Raw genomic sequence first — 15753 nt, 5'->3', positions numbered from 1 at the left:
AGATCATGATGATAAAGTACGCATCAGGTTTTTATAATCTTCAGCAAAATCATTGTCATCTTGGATTAGCTCCTTAACTTTGCGGCAAGCATGGAGAACTGTTGTATGATCCCGGCCACCAAAATGATCCCCTATCTCTGGCAAACTATGATTAGTTAACTCTTTTGCTAAAGCCATTGCCATCTGTCGAGGGCGGGCAATTGAACGACTACGGCGTTTAGAAAGCAAATCAGCCACTTTCACTTTATAATATTCAGCCACAGTCTTTTGAATATTTTCGATAGTGACTAATTTGTCTTGCAAGGCAAGTAAATCACGCAAAGCATCTTGGACAAAATCAATAGTAATGGGCTTACCTGTAAAATGAGCATTCGCTATAACCCGACGCAAGGCCCCTTCTAGTTCACGAACATTAGAGCGTATGCGCTTAGCAACAAAAAAGGCAACCTCGTAAGGCAACTCAATATTTGATTGCTCGGCTTTACTAATTAAGATTGCGACACGAGTTTCCAGCTCAGGCGGTTCAACAGCCACAGTTAATCCCCAACCAAAGCGAGACTTAAGTCGTTCCTCCATACCCTCGATTTCCTTGGGATAGCGATCGCTGGTGAGGATAATTTGCTGCTGGCCTTCGAGTAAGGCATTGAAAGTATGGAAAAATTCTTCTTGGGATCGATCTTTACCAGCAAAAAACTGAATATCATCAATAAGTAGTGCATTTAAGGAGCGATAAAAACGTTTAAATTCATTTATAGAATTAGTTTGTAAAGCTTTAACCATATCGGCCACAAAACGCTCAGAATGAAGATAAAGTACTTTTGCTTCGGGATTGTTCTTTAAAATTGTATTACCAATAGCATGCATTAAATGGGTTTTTCCTAAACCCACGCCGCCATAGATAAATAGAGGGTTATAAGCATCACCAGGGCGTTCGGCAACCTGCCAGGACGCAGCACGAGCGAGTTGGTTTGAATTTCCCTCCACAAAGCTATCGAAAACAAATTTCTTATTAAGGTAGGAATTTTTATAATCAGCCGTATTTTTAGGAGAGGTTTTGGGAATAGTTGTAGTTACTTTAGCAGGTTGACTTTCAATACTAACAGGCTCAGTCGTTTTTGTACCAATACCAATACTTATCAAAGTACAAGCGTCGCCACCAATTTGGCTAATTAACTCTTTTAGTCGGGAATAAAAGTTTCGCTTTACCCAATCGACGACAAAACGATTAGGAGCTAGTAAAACAAGACCAGTTTCATGAATTTCAGCCTGTAAAGGACGTAACCAGGTATTGAATTGTTGCGGCGAGTACTCCTCTTCTAGGAGCTCTCGGCATTTATTCCAAACATCTTCAAACACAAAAACTCCTCAGACAAGGCCAAAAATAAAATTAGCAACACGCAAAAAAACTCAAGGTTATATTACTACCGAACTTACGCCAAATGAAATAGCTGCCAAGCAGGACAGGGAAATTCATTAAACTTGACAGTGAATGAGTCTATCAAAGCAATAGCACTCAAACATAGATTTAAATTTGCAATTAGATGCTACCCCAAATTAAGCGATAGAGGATCAATTATACCGAGCAATATATAAAAAAACAGAGTTACCCACAGATAGGATAAAAATTAAAATCGTTTAAGCAACTATATATTGGTCTTGTGTAAAAAAACAGCCCACTCTGCATTCTCAATAGCTATGGATAAACAGGGAAAACTTAGGGGATGAATAGGGGTATAACTAGGTATTTTTTTCTTAGAGCTTAGTTATCCAGATCTTAACTAAGCCATTAAACAGGGTTTATCTACAAATAAAAAATTATATAACTCTATGTTTATTAGTGATTTTTAATAACAATCAACAGAAATAAAAAACTATATAATAAGAACAAAATAAAAAGTTTAATTAACTTATAATTACTGGCGAGCGCCAAGGAACAAAACGGAAACTTAAGAAAAGAATGCCTGCTTATTTGACAGCAGATGTAAAGTTTTCTATCATTGCCAACCTTAAAATTTAATTAACTACAGGTTCATCATGAAACGCACATTTCAACCAAGTAATTTGAAGCGCAAACGCGATCATGGTTTTCGACAACGCATGTCAACTCGCGGTGGCCGTTTAGTTCTTAAGCGTCGTCGTGCAAAAGGTCGTAAGCGTTTATCAGCTTAAGTGGATTGTTTTGACAAAACGCGGCGGTTGCTAAAAAAAAGTGACTATGACCGCGTCTTTGCGCAAGCAAAAAAATTGGCTACCCCTGAGTTTGTTGTGCTACATCGTATAAATGCTCTGGGGAATGCCAGACTTGGATTAGCAATATCGAAAAGATTGGTACCGAAAGCGCATGATAGGAATCGCATAAAGCGCTTAATACGGGAAACTTTTCGTACAACACAATTACCTGCGGTGGACGTGATATTTTTAGCAAAGCACGGCTTAGCAGAAAAAGAAAATAAGACAATTATTGCCGGATTAGGTAAAATATGGGACAAATTAATCGCTTTATACGCATCCTGATTTGCATGCCTATTGTTTTATACCAGTTTTTAATTAGCCCAATCATTAAACCCTGTTGCCGCTATTACCCCAGTTGCTCGCAATATGCCCTGGCAGCAATTAAACAGTTTGGGATTTTCAAAGGCATAGGTCTAGCAGTTGGCCGATTATTACGATGTCATCCTTGGGCTAAGGGTGGCTATGACCCAGTATCACCTAACAAAGAGAAGTTTTAATGGATATACGACGTGTAGTTTTGTATGCAGCTTTGGCGCTGGTTATCTATTCCCTCTGGATGAATTGGCAGCATGATTATCCGGCAACCCCACAACAATTAACGAGTCAAACGACAGCGACTGCTAATCAAGGAAGCCTGCTGCCTAATTTGGTTAATACCGCGAATAATCAACCGAAGCAAGATCTGAAACCCGAACAAAATAGCTCGTTGACGAGTTCTTCAAGCGCCCCTGTACGAGTAAAAACCGATGTAATCGATTTAAGCATCGATCTGCAGCAAGGGGATATAGTCAGCACGCAACTTCTTGATTACCCTGTAAGTGTTGATGAAAAAGATAAGCCAATAACCCTTTTACAAAATCAACCCGGTGAACGTTATGTTGCAAACTCTAGCCTATTTACTAATGAAAATCAGGTAAAAAATGTTGATTTTGGCTTTACCTCTCCACAACAGCAATATCAGTTAGCTCCAGGCCAAGATAAACTGGTAGTGGTTTTAAATGGTAAAACGCCTGAGGGTTTAGCAGTCAAAAAAGAATTTACCTTCACCAAAGGCAGTTATTTGATTAAAGTGAACTATGTTATCGATAACCAAGGAACAACAGCTTGGAAAGGATACATGAATACCCAATTATTGCGCACTTCACCGCAAGAAGATAAATCAAGCATTTTCCATGTAGGTTCTTATACTGGTGCTTCTTACTCTAACCCCGGACAGCAACGCTACAAAAAAGTTAATTTCAAGGATATGACTAAGTCAAATCTTGATGTGAATGCGCAAGGTGGTTGGATTGCCATGCAACAACATTATTTTGTCAGTGCCTGGATTCCAAAAAGCGATAGTCATAATCTATTTTATACACGGGCTATTGACGGTGATTATACAATTGGAGCAGTTAGCCAGGCGATCACTATAGAACCTGGTGCGCAGAAAGAGATTGGTTCTAGTTTGTATGTTGGCCCTGAAATTACTTCCACCTTAAAAGAAATTGCGCCTGGCCTTGATTTAACCGTTGATTATGGATGGCTCTGGTTCTTATCGTCGCTATTGTTTTCTTTAATGAAAGCAATTCATTCGGTTGTTGGGAATTGGGGATGGGCTATTGTATTAGTCACTGTATTAATTAAACTGGCTTTCTATCGTTTATCGGCCACTAGCTATAAATCCATGGCAGGCATGCGTAAATTACAACCTAAATTACAGGCTTTACGTGAACGCTATGGCGATGATAAAGCTAAAATGAGTCAGGCAACCATGGAGTTGTACCGTCAGGAAAAGGTCAATCCTTTGGGTGGCTGCCTACCTATCTTGATTCAGATTCCTGTGTTCATTGCTCTTTATTGGGTTTTATTAGAAAGCGTGGAGTTAAGACAAGCCCCCTTTATTTTCTGGATAAAAGATTTGGCTGTCGCTGATCCCTATCATATTTTGCCGATTATCATGGGCGCGACCATGTTGATTCAACAACGTTTAAACCCCGCACCCCCGGATCCGATGCAGGCGAAAGTCATGATGTTTTTACCCATCCTGTTTACCGGGTTGTTTTGGAATTTTCCGGCAGGCTTGGTTTTATACTGGATAGTCAACAATGCGCTGTCGATCTTGCAACAATGGTACATTACCCGCAAATACAGCGATGATCGTCCTAAGAAAACTCTAGCTTCAGCAAACGATGCAAAATGATACAATCGTAGCAATTGCCACTCCACCCGGTCGCGGTGGAGTTGGAATTGTTCGCCTCTCAGGCCCCCAAGCTTATCCCATAGCACTACAACTTAATGGCAATAAACCCCTTAGCCCGCGTCTCGCAACTTATTGTTCCTTTCTCAGTTCGCAGAATGAAATACTTGATAATGGCCTAATGATTTATTTTAAAGCACCACACTCTTTCACCGGAGAAGATATTGTTGAATTTCAGGGGCATGGTGCGCCTATTGTTTTAGATAGGCTATTGAATGAAGCGGTACTTTTAGGTGCACGACTAGCAAAACCTGGCGAATTCTCAGAGCGCGCCTTTCTTAATGACAAGATCGATCTAACCCAAGCGGAAGCGATTGCAGATCTAATTCATGCAAGTTCGCAAACTGCTGCCCGCATGGCTCTCAGGTCGCTTCAAGGCGATTTTTCTAAGCGAATTAACGAACTCAATGAAAAACTTATTCATTTACGATTATTTGTTGAAGCTGCCATTGATTTTCCTGAAGAAGAAATTGATTTCCTAAGTGACGGTAAAGTCGCTGCTATGTTAGATGAGGTTTTACAAGAACTAAGCGATATACGAGACAATGCCTCACAGGGGGCAATTATGCGTGAAGGTTTATCTGTGGTTATTGCCGGACGTCCAAACGCAGGAAAATCAACTTTAATTAATTGCTTAGCTGGTCGCGATGTTGCAATTGTGACTGATGTGGCTGGCACGACCAGGGATGTGATGCGAGAACATATTTTGCTTGACGATATCCCCTTACATCTTGTAGATACAGCCGGTTTAAGAGAAAGTGAGGATCTGGTCGAAAAAGAAGGAATCAAACGAGCTTGGCAAGAAGTGAGCCGAGCTGATTGCCTATTAATGGTTATCGACCTGAATAGCCCAGTTTGTATGGAGTTAAGTGAAGAAATAAAGGCCGCTCTGCCCTCCTCAGTCCCCATTATTCAGATATTTAATAAAATTGATGCAGCCAAGATAGAAGCAAAAAGAGAGGAAAATAAGATCTATCTTTCTGCAAAATCAGGCCAGGGTGTGGATTTATTAAAAGAAAAAATTAAAGAAGTCGTTGGCTATCACCCCGCCGAAGGGCAGTTCTTAGCTCGGAGACGCCATTTACAAGCCTTAGATCAAGCGAGAGATTTTTTACTTGCCGGACAATTACAACTCACAGAGCTAAGAGCCGGTGAGTTACTTGCTGAAGATTTACGCCTTGCTCATCAATCCTTATGCGAAATCACAGGAGAGTTCTCTTCTGATGATTTGCTGGGTCGGATATTTTCTAGCTTTTGTATTGGAAAATAAACAGCAACTCTAACCCCTCCTGATTTGTACAATAACATACTAATACTAAACAAGATGAAAAAATTAAATACAAAACGACTTGTGTGTTAATTAATAGAATGTTAAGTTTGATTTTTTAAACGAGATGTGTATTTTTTTGATGAGTTGGTAATTATGGCCTTTGAAGGATATTTTGAAGATTTCGCTAACGATAAACGCCGATTTTTTGCAGAAATCAAAACACTAAAGGATGCAAGGGCGAGAGCCCAGAGCCATAATTATGGATTTTTAGCCCCCAACGAAAAACTCCTTAAAAAAGAATTCGAACTTTTATGGGGCCGTCTACAAAAAGGCGATATCGATCAAGATGTCTTTTGGTTTTATGGCTATTACTGCTGCATTATGTTGCAAAATTACCATCGCGCCTATGGCCAAGAGAGTAAGGCGGATGAGTTCTTAAAACTAAGAATAGAAATAAAAGAACGGATCGCATCTCGAAATTACGGTAAAGCACAGCCAGACAAAAAAACTAAATCTGAGCAAGACAGTAATGAAAGTTTTTTTGAATATCTCGGAATGAGAATCTGGAATGGCTTAATCGATTTGCTGAGAGCACCAACCCAAGTATCAAAAATTCGTGACTGGGTTTCCGCTTTAAACGTTGAACGTATTTATTGGCTTTTTTGTCGCACAACAGTAACTCAATCTTTGCTATTAGCACGTGAATTGGAAATGCTTGATAGAATTGGTAGCGTGTTCGGCAATATCGATGTTGATAACATTATTGCTACCTTAGAATCTCCAAATCCAGTTCTTAGAGTATGCAGCGTGGCTTTTTTTGCCCTCCGTTTTATTTTTAATGGGGCAATGCTGGTTAAGCATAGCCATGGATCGGATAAGGAAAAAGATTACGACGCTTTACTGCGTTTAAACTCTGAACTGTATAAGCGCCATCCCGTCTTGGTGAATGATCTGGTATGGGGAGTAGTCAATTTCATTACCAACTATAATTGGCTGACTGGAATACCTGATCCGACTGCAGGATGGATTGTTGCGGGATTTCTCTTCTTTGATTTTTGTTGGCTAGTCTGGCAGCGGCATTTGGCAGAAATAGAATATCAAGCTAAAAAAGAACAATTGATCAATGATCGCGAATTTTATACTAATTTGCTCTTGAGGTACGTTGATGAAAATGGGCAACCGTTAACGGAAGAAAAAATAAAAGAGATTGGCCAACATCTTAAATTATTAAATGACGAAATTGACCAGTTGGAGCTTAGTTGGAGTGCGGAAAGTTCCTATTTTTGGTTTAACTGTGCTGGCGCATTACTGCTTGCAGTAGGATTTTCCGCGTCAATGGTATTTACTGCACCAGTAGTAGCAATCCTCTGCTATGCAATTTGTACTTTTGGTGTAGCGATATATCTCTCGGCTGGAGCCTACAAAAATTATGAAGAAAAAAGGCTGCAAGCAAACCACGACCCGAGCAATAATGAAGCGATTGCGGCTTATTATGCAGCAAGAAATGAGTTCATCTTCACTATGCTTAAAAACGTATTTTTGCCTACACTGTTTATTGCCACTTTTGCAATTTGCTGGCAGGCAGCGGTCGTTCTTACTGCAGTATATATTGCTTATCAGCTTTATTCGGCATATAACAACTACGAAGAGAAGCACAAGTCGCTGGAAGTTGAAGGGGAAAATCCAGTTATTGAAGTATCGAGCTCAGCGGACAATGATGAGTCAAATGAACCAGTTGTGCTTCCTCGTATATCAAATTTTCATGTTGGTTGAGCCAAGGCTCAACCAACATGATCGACTTTAGTCCTTAGTTAACTCCAGAGCCAGTTTATATAATTCATTCTTATTTTTCTTAGTGATCAAACTCGCTATTTTCACCGCTTGTTTCAACGCTACTTCATTAAGCAACAGCAATAAAAGATCTTTTTCTTGCTGATTAGTTTTATCTTCCTCAGGCTGCGCAGGTAAAATAAAAACAAATTCCCCCTTTGTATGTGCTTCCTCAGCAAGAAACCAATTTTTAATCTCTTGTCCCGTTCCACCAATAAAACGCTCGAAGGTTTTGGTTAATTCTTTAGCAACAACGAACTCATAGTTTTGTCCGTAAACTTCAATCAGATCGTCAAGCGAATCAAGAATTCGATGCGTGGACTCATAGAAGACAATAGTGTGTGCGCTCTGTCTTAAGGATTCTAGCTTTGTCCGTCTTGCCATTTGTTTGGCAGGTAAAAAACCAATAAAAGTAAAGCTGTCGCAAGCAACCCCTGCCGCGGAGAGTGCGGTAATTAGGGCACAAGCACCAGGAATCGGCACTACCTGAATTTGCTGCTCATGAGCGAGCCTTACCAAGGGAAAGCCTGGGTCGCTGATCAAGGGCGTGCCTGCATCGCTTATCAAGGCAAAAGATTTTCCTTGTTGTAAAGCCTCAATAATGGCTTCACTTTTATTGGCTTCATTATGGCTATGCAAGGAAAACAAAGGCTTATGAATACCTAAGGCGCTAAGCAATTGCCCTGAATAGCGCGTATCTTCTGCAAGAATGGCATCAACGGATTTGAGGGTTGCTAAAGCTCTTAGGCTGATATCATCGCGGTTCCCAATCGGTGTGGCAACAATGTAAAGTATACCAACAGAGGTTGCTGAAGTTTTTACCATAGTTTATCCTATTGCGTTCCTGCGTTTTGGACCTATTTTCATGTTTGCAAAATCGCTCATCAAATTAGTTGCAATTATTAGTTCTGCTCTTTTACTTTCACAATGTATGAAGGTTCCTGAGCCCCAAATTCAATCTTCTGTCAAAGTAAAATCAGCGGCAGCACTGACAACTCCCTATACTATGCCTGCTACAGCCTATCTTGCTCTTGCCAAAAATCAGGCGGATATCGAAAAGCAAAATATGTTGATAATGGCAGCCGGCCGTTTTATCTATGATGGTCAGCTTCGTGATGGCCTTCGCACCTTAGCACAAACTAGCAATTTATCGCTGGAGCAGGCTAATGCAAAAAACATTCTTCTTGCAAAAACGGATTTACTACGCGACCAACCACGTTCCGCAATTTCTCGATTAGCTGCCGTGCGTGAAACTAACAATTTGTCGGCCTTCTATCAAGTTCAATATCATGAAATTTTAGCTTCTGCCTATGAATCTGTAGGCAATCCTGCAGAATCGGTGGTCGAACGAATTAAATTGGAAAGATTGATTCCCGATGAAGCTGCCCAAACAAATAATCGTCGTATTTTATGGCTTACTTTAACCAAACTGCCAGTAGCCGAGCTAAATACCCTAGCTGTCGAAGCATCGGATAATTCTGAATTACAAGGATGGATGAAATTAGCGCTAATTCCGCGACAAAACTATGAGAATGCGCAAGCACTCTATGCACAAGTGGAGCAATGGCAGGAACAATATCCTGCGCATCCAGCGAATAAATTATTACCCTCACCACTTGCTGCAGTGAAACCTTATCTATATAGCAGTCCTAAACAAATTGCTTTGTTATTGCCGTTAACCGGTCCTCTAGCAGGTCCTGGTGGTGCAATTCGTGATGGTTTTATGGCGGCTTCAACGAATTCGTCAGCGAATATTCGTCAATATAATACAGCGGCAGGGGATGTTGCGGCTTTATATCGACAAGCTTTAAACGATGGAGCTGATTATGTAGTAGGGCCTCTTAGTAAAGCCGATGTTGCTGTCGTTGCGGCAATGGAACATCCAGTACCCACCTTATTACTCAATGATATGGATGTGGCGAACAATACCAATGCTTACCGTTTTGGGTTGTCTCCTAGCAATGAAGCTCGACAAGTAGCAGCACGAGCAGAGAAAAAAGGCTATAAGCGCGCATTGGTGATTGCTCCAGCCGGGGCTTGGGGAGATGAAATCGTTGCGGCTTTTAGTTCCCAATGGAAAACCAATGGCGGTGTTGTGGTTGACAAATTAGCCTACGGAAATAATGAGGATTTGAACGTCTCGGTGCGAGATTTACTTCATGTGTCAGATAGTCAGTCTAGAGAAAAACAACTAAGACATTTATTGGGACAAAAAATTCAAACGATACCCCGACGCCGACAAGATTTCGATATGATTTTTTTACTTGCCTATCCTTCTAAGGCACGGCAAATCATGCCTCTATTAAAATATTATTTTGCAGGAGATATTCCGGTCTTTGCTACCTCAGCAGTGTATGCTGGCAGCCCCAATATTATGAAAGATAAAGATCTCGATGGGATTATTTTTAGTGATATGCCTTGGGTGTTTGCCCATCAGATGGCTAATAAAAATTGGCCAGAGCAGTTAAACAGCTATAATCGCTTATATGCGCTCGGTATGGATAGCTATACCTTAACAAACCAATTGAATCAATTACTGCTTTTTCCTGCTATGGGCATTGATGATAAGAGTGGTGTACTTTATTTGAATCGAATACAACAGATTGCAAGGATTCCAGCTTGGGGACAATTTAAAGGTGGTGTTGCAATAGAGACCAGCTTAACCTAATTGGGATAGAAGATAGATGTCATTGAAGACCGGTTTAGTAGCAGAAGAGCAAGCGAGAGCTTATCTTATTTCACAAGGTTTGCATTGGGTAGAGAGCAATTATCGCTGCCGCTGGGGTGAAATTGATTTAATTATGCAAGAGCAAAATTACCTGGTCTTCGTTGAAGTACGTGCCCGCAGTTCACGAGGTTTTGGTGGTGCACTAGCGAGTGTTAATTACGCTAAACAGCGCAAACTAGCTCGAGCTGCTACTCATTATTTGGCAAGCAACAAAAGATACGATAAACAACCGGTACGTTTTGATGTGCTCGGGATTGAAGGAAAAGAATTGCAGATTGAATGGATAAAGAATGCTTTTGACATGGATTTTTAATACTGCTTTTAACATGATGAATAATCGGAAATAAAAATGGCACAGATGGAAGACCGAATCAGACAGCTTTTTGGTATCAGTATAGAAGCAAAAATTGCAGTCGCAGATGCTTTGTCTTCTCAGATAGCGAAAGCAGGTTTACGTTTAGTCAATTGTTTACTCAATGATGGCAAAATATTAATTTGTGGCAGTGGCGGATCAGCAGCAAATTGCCTCCACTTTTCTGCATCAATGATTAATCATTTCGAAGTCGAACGCCCTGCTCTCCCTATTATTGCATTAACAGCCGATATGGCGGTCCTCACCTCCATTGCTAACGATGGTCATTATGATCAAGTATTCGCGCGCCAGATACAGGGATTGGGTCAAGAAGGGGATGTATTGATCGCCCTCTCGACATCGGGGAATGCAGACTGTATTTTACATGCAGTGAATGCGGCAAATGACAGAGGAATGGATACTATTGCCTTAAGCGGCCGAGATGGCGGCGTGCTAAGTAATCATCTTGGTCCAGAAGATATTGAGTTGAGAGTACAGGGTGACAATGCAGCTCGTATCCACGAAACGCATTTATTCATTTTGCATTGTTTTTGTGATCTGATAGATCAATCCTTATTTGGGCAAATGCTGGGGTAAATTATGAAAATACGTTCGATCATTGTTTTGCTAATAAGTACTTTACTTATGGGCTGTGTAGCAGCAATGGTAGCTGGTGCTGCTGCAAGTTTAGTTGTTTATGATAGACGTAGCGTTGTCACTATTGAGAGTGACGCTCGTATCTTCCATAAAATACATACGGCAATAGTAAAAGACCCCCGTTTCCACGATTCTCGAATTATAGTCACTAGTTTTAATCGTGTAGTTTTATTGGTTGGCCAAACACCTGCAGCTTCTTTACGAGTGATGGCTGAAAAAATTGCGCAGACTACGCCTAATGTAAGAAGAGTCTATGATGAAATCACGGTAGCCTATCCAATACCCATAGCCGAAAGAACCAAAGATACTTGGATTACCAGCCAGGTTCGCAGTTTAATGTTAGCTAGAAAAGGTCTAGAGTCCGGCTCTATACGTATAGTGACGGAGAATGGTGTTGTCTATTTAATGGGAATTGCGACTCATGAGCAAGCTAATCTAGCGGTCAATGTTGCAAGGCAGGTTGATGGCGTGAGAAAAGTGGTTAAGGTTTTTCAATACATAGTCTAAAAATATAATCTAAAATCGGGTATGAAAAAACAAGGATGTTTGATTGTCCTCCTATCAGGCTTTACCTTATTAGGAGGCTGTTATAGCGAATTGTGGACTGGAGCAACTATGGTCTACGATCGCCATAATGTTTACAAAAAAATGGATGATTACCAGTTAGGGGCTGAAGCAGGCCATGCTCTTTATGATGATTTATTGTTTAAGCAACAAGGCTGCTCAATCGATTTGGCTGTTTTCAACGGAGATATTTTACTTGCTGGACATGTTCCGACTGACGAGTTGCGACATGAAGCTCTAAGACGCGTTTCAGCACTGAGAGGTTATCGCCGCGTCATTAATCAGTTGGATTTAAGCAAAGAGCCAAGTTCTACGATAGAGGATAGTTGGATTACCGCAAAAATACGGAGTCAAATTTTTGCTGATGCTGAGATTGATCCTCGTGCATTTAAAGTAATAACTTCGGATCATATTGTGTATCTTATGGGAGATGTGAAACCTCGCCAAGCACTGCGGGTAATCGATATCGCAAGAAATACAGAAGGAGTGGACCGGGTGGTAAAATTATTTAAATACTACCATTTAAGTCAGCATGCTGTGGCTGACAGTTAGGATACACTAGTCTGTGTCATGGAAAGACAGTCAAATCGTATCTGCTATGAGCAACTTAGATTAAATATATCCACTTTGCGCAGCTAAATCGCATTGTGGCCTGGACATCCAGGCCACGGGGTACTGTTTTTCCAAACCAGGAAGTGGCTAACCTGGAGGATACCGTTTACTTTATCAATGGAAGCGACCTTTATCCAGTCGTTTACGAATTTTTCTTAATTTTAATGCACGTAAAGAACCCGTCGATGCATGAGTATCTCTTTCTTCGTCATAACCGTTTAAAGTTTCAACTGGGTGGGATCTAAAATGTTTCCTATAAGGGTTGTGGTTTTTATCATGTTTGTGGTGGAGTCCATCACCATACCGATTGAGCATCTTTTCCCGCATACTGGCTGCGGTGCGTTGTTGCTTTTCAGACATAGTCAATTCCTTAATTGCGAGGTAAATTGCGAGTTCTGATGGGCATTTTTTTGAAAAGGTTCGGTCAAAAAAACGACAGCAGAACCCCTATTTAAAATATATGCAATTTATAGCTAATATTCCAGTGTAGATCTCAGGAATAAGGATGAAAACAATGGAAAATAATCAAACATATTGATTTTTATGTATCATAAATGTACAATTGTCGGTAATTTCAACAGATTAACAGCGGTTTACGTTGCTTATCAAAGTTGATTACTTTATAATCCGCGCGATAAAAGATGGGTGAAAATGTGAAAGATAAGCTTGGCATTAGCGGTGTAAAGCGGATGCTAGGAATTCAACTGTTGACTAGTGTATTGATTTCTTTGGTATTATTAGCAATTTTCGGTAAAAAAGAAGCAATGTCGGCGGTTTTAGGCGGCATGGTGGCAATAATCCCCTCAGCTCTTTTCGCTAGAAAATTATTTCAATACCAGGGTGCTAGGGCAGCAAGACAAATTGTTAAAAGCTTCTATTTAGGAGAGGCTTTGAAAATTTTGTCGTCTGTTATCTTATTTACATTGGTTTTTATGTGGTTCAAAATAACCCCTCTTGCGTTTTTTTTCACCTACATTGTGGTGCTAATGAACTATTGGTTTGCACCACTGATTTTTGCTAACAAACAAAATAGGCCTGAAAGTGACTGAAATGGTATCAAGCACCCAATACATTAAGCATCATCTAACATATTTGACCTTCGATTTTAAAACAATGCGTTTTGGAGCTGATGGTTTTTGGACAGTCAACTTAGATACTTTATTTTTCTCTGTCGTAACAGGAATTGTGATTCTAACTTTACTTTATTTTGGTGCTCGCAGAGTAACAACTGGTGTTCCGGGGAAGTTACAAAATTTTGCCGAGTTAATGCTTGATTTTGCGGATAATCAGGTCAAGGATTGTTTTCATGGTAAAAATAAATTAATTGGCCCACTAGCCCTAACCATCTTCGTCTGGGTTTTCCTGATGAATTTTATGGATATTCTGCCGGTCGATATTCTGCCTTTAGCAGCTCAGACGGTAGGTATTCATTATTTAAAAGTGGTTCCTACCAACGATCTGAATTTAACTTTTGCCCTATCCTTATCTGTATTCATGCTTATTTTAATTTACAGCATAAAAATTAAAGGGCTAAAAGGTTTTGTAAAAGAATTAACCTTACAACCATTTAACCACCCATTATTTATTCCATTTAATTTGCTACTTGAATTAGTAGGATTAATCGCCAAGCCAATCTCTCTGGCTCTTCGTTTGTTTGGTAACTTATATGCTGGCGAATTAATCTTTATTCTGATAGCCTTGTTAACTTTGAATGCAACGTCTGCCTCTGTTGTAGGAGCAACCACCTTAGGTGTAGCGCAATTCTTGTTGGCCTTAGCTTGGTCAATTTTCCATATATTGGTCATTACGTTGCAAGCATTTATTTTCATGGTGCTAACGATAGTTTATTTAAGTTTGGCTCATGAAGATCATTAATCAGTTTTTTATTTAATCATTGTCCATTAAGGGGATTTATATGCAAGCTGCAAATTTGATAGCACAGGTTCAAGGTATGACTGTTATTGCAGTCGCTTTACTGATTGGTTTAGGTGCTTTAGGTACTGCGATTGGTTTCGGTTTATTAGGCGGAAAATTCCTTGAAGGTTCTGCGCGTCAACCCGAAATGGTTCCTATGTTGCAAGTAAAAATGTTTATCGTTGCTGGTCTTCTTGACGCGGTAACAATGATTGGTGTGGGTATCGCGTTATTCTTCACTTTCGCCAACCCCTTCCTCAGCAACTTAGGTTAATAACACCAAATCAGGGCGCAAGGCGCCCTAATTGCTACGGGAGATAAAACCTTGGATATTAATTTAACTCTAGTTATACAAATGTTGGTATTTGCCGCATTTGTTTGGTTTACCATGAAATTTGTCTGGCCCCCATTGGCTAAGGCGATGGAAGAACGCCAAGACAAAATAGCCGACGGTTTGTCAGCGGCTGAACGCGGGCGAAAGGAATTAGAACTTGCCCAGCATCGTGTAAAAGATGAACTGAAACAAGCGAAAGCACAGGCTTCGGAAATCGTGGAAAAAGCGAATCGTCGCGCTGCACAGATGATAGAAGAAGCGAAAGAAGACGCTAAATTGGAAGCACAAAGACAAGCTAAGCTTGCTCATGAGCAATTATTGCAGGAAATTAACCATGCAAAAGATAGCTTGCGTAGCCAAGTGGCTCAGTTGGCAATTGCCGGTGCTGAAAAGATTCTAAATCGCGAAATCGATGCAAAAGCCAATAGCAAACTGCTCGACGATCTGATTGAAGAGATTTGATATGTCTAATACTACTACGATAGCCAGGCCCTATGCTAAAGCCATTTTTGAACACGCGCTAGCGACCAAAAAACTAAGCGAATGGTCTGAAATACTGCAGTATCTTGCTGTTGCAGTACTCGATGAAAAAGCAAAGCAATTTATTTTGAGCCCGACTGTCACCGTGGAACAGCAGTTAACTTTGTTAATGGCTCTCTTCGCAAAATCCGGTTCGGATAATACTGAGATTGAAAATCTGATTAGCATGTTAGCTCAGAATAAAAGACTCATGTTGTTACCCGACATTAAAGTGATTTTTGAAGTACTGCGCGCTGAGCAAGAAAAAACGCTGAAGGTAGATGTTATCAGTTTCTCAGAACTTTCAACTGATCAACAAAAGAAATTAATCGACTCGCTCAGCCATCGATTACAGCGCCAAGTAACACTTAACCTTAGAGAAGACAAATCATTGTTAGGTGGCGCGATTATTCGTGCAGGCGATTTAGTTATCGATGGTTCGGTGCTTGGAAAGTTAAATAAATTAGGCGCCGATTTAGCCGCGTAATAAGAGGATAGAATT

At 40.4% G+C, this 15753-nt stretch carries 19 protein-coding genes; 16 read left to right on the top strand and 3 right to left on the bottom strand.

The annotated features are described in order from the left end of the window. Nucleotides 1-3: 3 nt before the first annotated feature. Nucleotides 4-1356, bottom strand: a complete 1353-nt coding sequence (gene dnaA, locus Lnau_RS07295) for a chromosomal replication initiator protein DnaA (protein ID WP_058504463.1) — start codon at nucleotides 1354-1356, stop codon at nucleotides 4-6. Between the two features lie 678 nt (nucleotides 1357-2034). On the opposite strand from dnaA, the gene rpmH reads away from it, so the two are divergent. The 6 genes from rpmH (at nucleotide 2035) to Lnau_RS07265 (ending at nucleotide 7514) form a co-directional block, all read left to right on the top strand. Then, nucleotides 2035-2169: a 50S ribosomal protein L34 gene (rpmH, locus tag Lnau_RS07290; RefSeq protein WP_028372496.1), complete on the top strand. Its 135-nt coding sequence runs from the start codon at nucleotides 2035-2037 to the stop codon at nucleotides 2167-2169. Beyond that, nucleotides 2170-2514: a ribonuclease P protein component gene (rnpA, locus tag Lnau_RS07285; protein ID WP_058504462.1), complete on the top strand. Its 345-nt coding sequence runs from the start codon at nucleotides 2170-2172 to the stop codon at nucleotides 2512-2514. It abuts the gene before it with no gap. After that, nucleotides 2481-2729 (top strand): membrane protein insertion efficiency factor YidD, encoded by a 249-nt coding sequence (yidD, locus tag Lnau_RS07280; RefSeq protein ID WP_058504461.1) that lies wholly within the window; start codon nucleotides 2481-2483, stop codon nucleotides 2727-2729. The genes rnpA and yidD overlap by 34 nt, the downstream gene beginning before the upstream one ends. Beyond that, nucleotides 2729-4414, top strand: coding sequence for a membrane protein insertase YidC (gene yidC / locus Lnau_RS07275; RefSeq protein WP_058504460.1), 1686 nt, complete (start codon nucleotides 2729-2731; stop codon nucleotides 4412-4414). The genes yidD and yidC overlap by 1 nt, the downstream gene beginning before the upstream one ends. After that, nucleotides 4404-5741 (top strand): tRNA uridine-5-carboxymethylaminomethyl(34) synthesis GTPase MnmE, encoded by a 1338-nt coding sequence (gene mnmE / locus Lnau_RS07270; RefSeq protein WP_058504459.1) that lies wholly within the window; start codon nucleotides 4404-4406, stop codon nucleotides 5739-5741. Before yidC ends, mnmE begins: the two co-directional genes overlap by 11 nt. 153 nt (nucleotides 5742-5894) lie before the next feature. Further along, nucleotides 5895-7514: a hypothetical protein gene (locus tag Lnau_RS07265; protein ID WP_058504458.1), complete on the top strand. Its 1620-nt coding sequence runs from the start codon at nucleotides 5895-5897 to the stop codon at nucleotides 7512-7514. A gap of 27 nt (nucleotides 7515-7541) precedes the next feature. Here Lnau_RS07265 and rsmI read toward each other — a convergent pair whose 3' ends face one another. Beyond that, complete coding sequence (gene rsmI / locus Lnau_RS07260; protein WP_058504457.1) at nucleotides 7542-8396, bottom strand: 16S rRNA (cytidine(1402)-2'-O)-methyltransferase; 855 nt, start codon at nucleotides 8394-8396, stop codon at nucleotides 7542-7544. Nucleotides 8397-8436: 40 nt separating this feature from the next. Between rsmI and Lnau_RS07255 the strand changes: the two genes are divergently transcribed. Genes Lnau_RS07255 through Lnau_RS07235 form a run of 5 tightly spaced genes read left to right on the top strand, consistent with a single transcriptional unit; the run spans nucleotide 8437 to nucleotide 12424 of the window. Beyond that, nucleotides 8437-10239 (top strand): penicillin-binding protein activator, encoded by a 1803-nt coding sequence (locus tag Lnau_RS07255; protein WP_058504456.1) that lies wholly within the window; start codon nucleotides 8437-8439, stop codon nucleotides 10237-10239. Between the two features lie 16 nt (nucleotides 10240-10255). Further along, nucleotides 10256-10612, top strand: coding sequence for a YraN family protein (locus Lnau_RS07250; protein ID WP_058504455.1), 357 nt, complete (start codon nucleotides 10256-10258; stop codon nucleotides 10610-10612). A 36-nt stretch (nucleotides 10613-10648) separates the two neighbouring features. Continuing rightward, nucleotides 10649-11248: a D-sedoheptulose-7-phosphate isomerase gene (locus Lnau_RS07245; RefSeq protein WP_083503786.1), complete on the top strand. Its 600-nt coding sequence runs from the start codon at nucleotides 10649-10651 to the stop codon at nucleotides 11246-11248. Between the two features lie 3 nt (nucleotides 11249-11251). Further along, nucleotides 11252-11815, top strand: coding sequence for a BON domain-containing protein (locus Lnau_RS07240; RefSeq protein WP_058504454.1), 564 nt, complete (start codon nucleotides 11252-11254; stop codon nucleotides 11813-11815). Between the two features lie 21 nt (nucleotides 11816-11836). Then, complete coding sequence (locus Lnau_RS07235; protein ID WP_058504453.1) at nucleotides 11837-12424, top strand: BON domain-containing protein; 588 nt, start codon at nucleotides 11837-11839, stop codon at nucleotides 12422-12424. A 174-nt stretch (nucleotides 12425-12598) separates the two neighbouring features. On the opposite strand, the gene Lnau_RS07230 is transcribed toward Lnau_RS07235, so the two are convergent. Then, nucleotides 12599-12844, bottom strand: coding sequence for a hypothetical protein (locus tag Lnau_RS07230; protein ID WP_058504452.1), 246 nt, complete (start codon nucleotides 12842-12844; stop codon nucleotides 12599-12601). A gap of 293 nt (nucleotides 12845-13137) precedes the next feature. Here Lnau_RS07230 and Lnau_RS07225 point away from each other — a divergent pair, with 293 nt between their 5' ends. Genes Lnau_RS07225 through Lnau_RS07205 form a run of 5 tightly spaced genes read left to right on the top strand, consistent with a single transcriptional unit; the run spans nucleotide 13138 to nucleotide 15738 of the window. Next, nucleotides 13138-13533, top strand: a complete 396-nt coding sequence (locus Lnau_RS07225) for an ATP synthase subunit I (RefSeq protein WP_238585927.1) — start codon at nucleotides 13138-13140, stop codon at nucleotides 13531-13533. A 1-nt stretch (nucleotide 13534) separates the two neighbouring features. Then, nucleotides 13535-14359: a F0F1 ATP synthase subunit A gene (gene atpB, locus Lnau_RS07220; RefSeq protein ID WP_083503785.1), complete on the top strand. Its 825-nt coding sequence runs from the start codon at nucleotides 13535-13537 to the stop codon at nucleotides 14357-14359. Nucleotides 14360-14399: 40 nt separating this feature from the next. Continuing rightward, nucleotides 14400-14672, top strand: coding sequence for a F0F1 ATP synthase subunit C (atpE, locus tag Lnau_RS07215; RefSeq protein WP_058504450.1), 273 nt, complete (start codon nucleotides 14400-14402; stop codon nucleotides 14670-14672). Between the two features lie 51 nt (nucleotides 14673-14723). Continuing rightward, nucleotides 14724-15194 (top strand): F0F1 ATP synthase subunit B, encoded by a 471-nt coding sequence (locus Lnau_RS07210; protein ID WP_058504449.1) that lies wholly within the window; start codon nucleotides 14724-14726, stop codon nucleotides 15192-15194. 1 nt (nucleotide 15195) lies between these two features. Beyond that, nucleotides 15196-15738, top strand: coding sequence for a F0F1 ATP synthase subunit delta (locus tag Lnau_RS07205; RefSeq protein ID WP_058504448.1), 543 nt, complete (start codon nucleotides 15196-15198; stop codon nucleotides 15736-15738). Nucleotides 15739-15753: the final 15 nt, after the last annotated feature.

Source organism: Legionella nautarum, from assembly GCF_001467895.1.
Taxonomy (GTDB): Bacteria; Pseudomonadota; Gammaproteobacteria; order Legionellales; family Legionellaceae; genus Tatlockia; species Tatlockia nautarum.
Note: the sequence above shows the minus strand (reverse complement) of the source record. Positions and strands in the feature narration are given on the sequence as shown.

Coding starts and splice junctions, on each gene's coding strand:
- yidC (WP_058504460.1), top strand. CDS start 2,729: ATGGATATACGACGTGTAGTTTTGTATGCAGCTTTGGCGCTGGTTATC.
- Lnau_RS07205 (WP_058504448.1), top strand. CDS start 15,196: ATGTCTAATACTACTACGATAGCCAGGCCCTATGCTAAAGCCATTTTT.
- Lnau_RS07255 (WP_058504456.1), top strand. CDS start 8,437: ATGTTTGCAAAATCGCTCATCAAATTAGTTGCAATTATTAGTTCTGCT.
- Lnau_RS07250 (WP_058504455.1), top strand. CDS start 10,256: ATGTCATTGAAGACCGGTTTAGTAGCAGAAGAGCAAGCGAGAGCTTAT.
- atpE (WP_058504450.1), top strand. CDS start 14,400: ATGCAAGCTGCAAATTTGATAGCACAGGTTCAAGGTATGACTGTTATT.
- rsmI (WP_058504457.1), bottom strand. CDS start 8,396: ATGGTAAAAACTTCAGCAACCTCTGTTGGTATACTTTACATTGTTGCC.
- atpB (WP_083503785.1), top strand. CDS start 13,535: ATGGTATCAAGCACCCAATACATTAAGCATCATCTAACATATTTGACC.
- Lnau_RS07230 (WP_058504452.1), bottom strand. CDS start 12,844: ATGTCTGAAAAGCAACAACGCACCGCAGCCAGTATGCGGGAAAAGATG.
- Lnau_RS07265 (WP_058504458.1), top strand. CDS start 5,895: ATGGCCTTTGAAGGATATTTTGAAGATTTCGCTAACGATAAACGCCGA.
- rpmH (WP_028372496.1), top strand. CDS start 2,035: ATGAAACGCACATTTCAACCAAGTAATTTGAAGCGCAAACGCGATCAT.
- mnmE (WP_058504459.1), top strand. CDS start 4,404: ATGCAAAATGATACAATCGTAGCAATTGCCACTCCACCCGGTCGCGGT.
- Lnau_RS07245 (WP_083503786.1), top strand. CDS start 10,649: ATGGCACAGATGGAAGACCGAATCAGACAGCTTTTTGGTATCAGTATA.
- Lnau_RS07240 (WP_058504454.1), top strand. CDS start 11,252: ATGAAAATACGTTCGATCATTGTTTTGCTAATAAGTACTTTACTTATG.
- Lnau_RS07235 (WP_058504453.1), top strand. CDS start 11,837: ATGAAAAAACAAGGATGTTTGATTGTCCTCCTATCAGGCTTTACCTTA.
- yidD (WP_058504461.1), top strand. CDS start 2,481: ATGGGACAAATTAATCGCTTTATACGCATCCTGATTTGCATGCCTATT.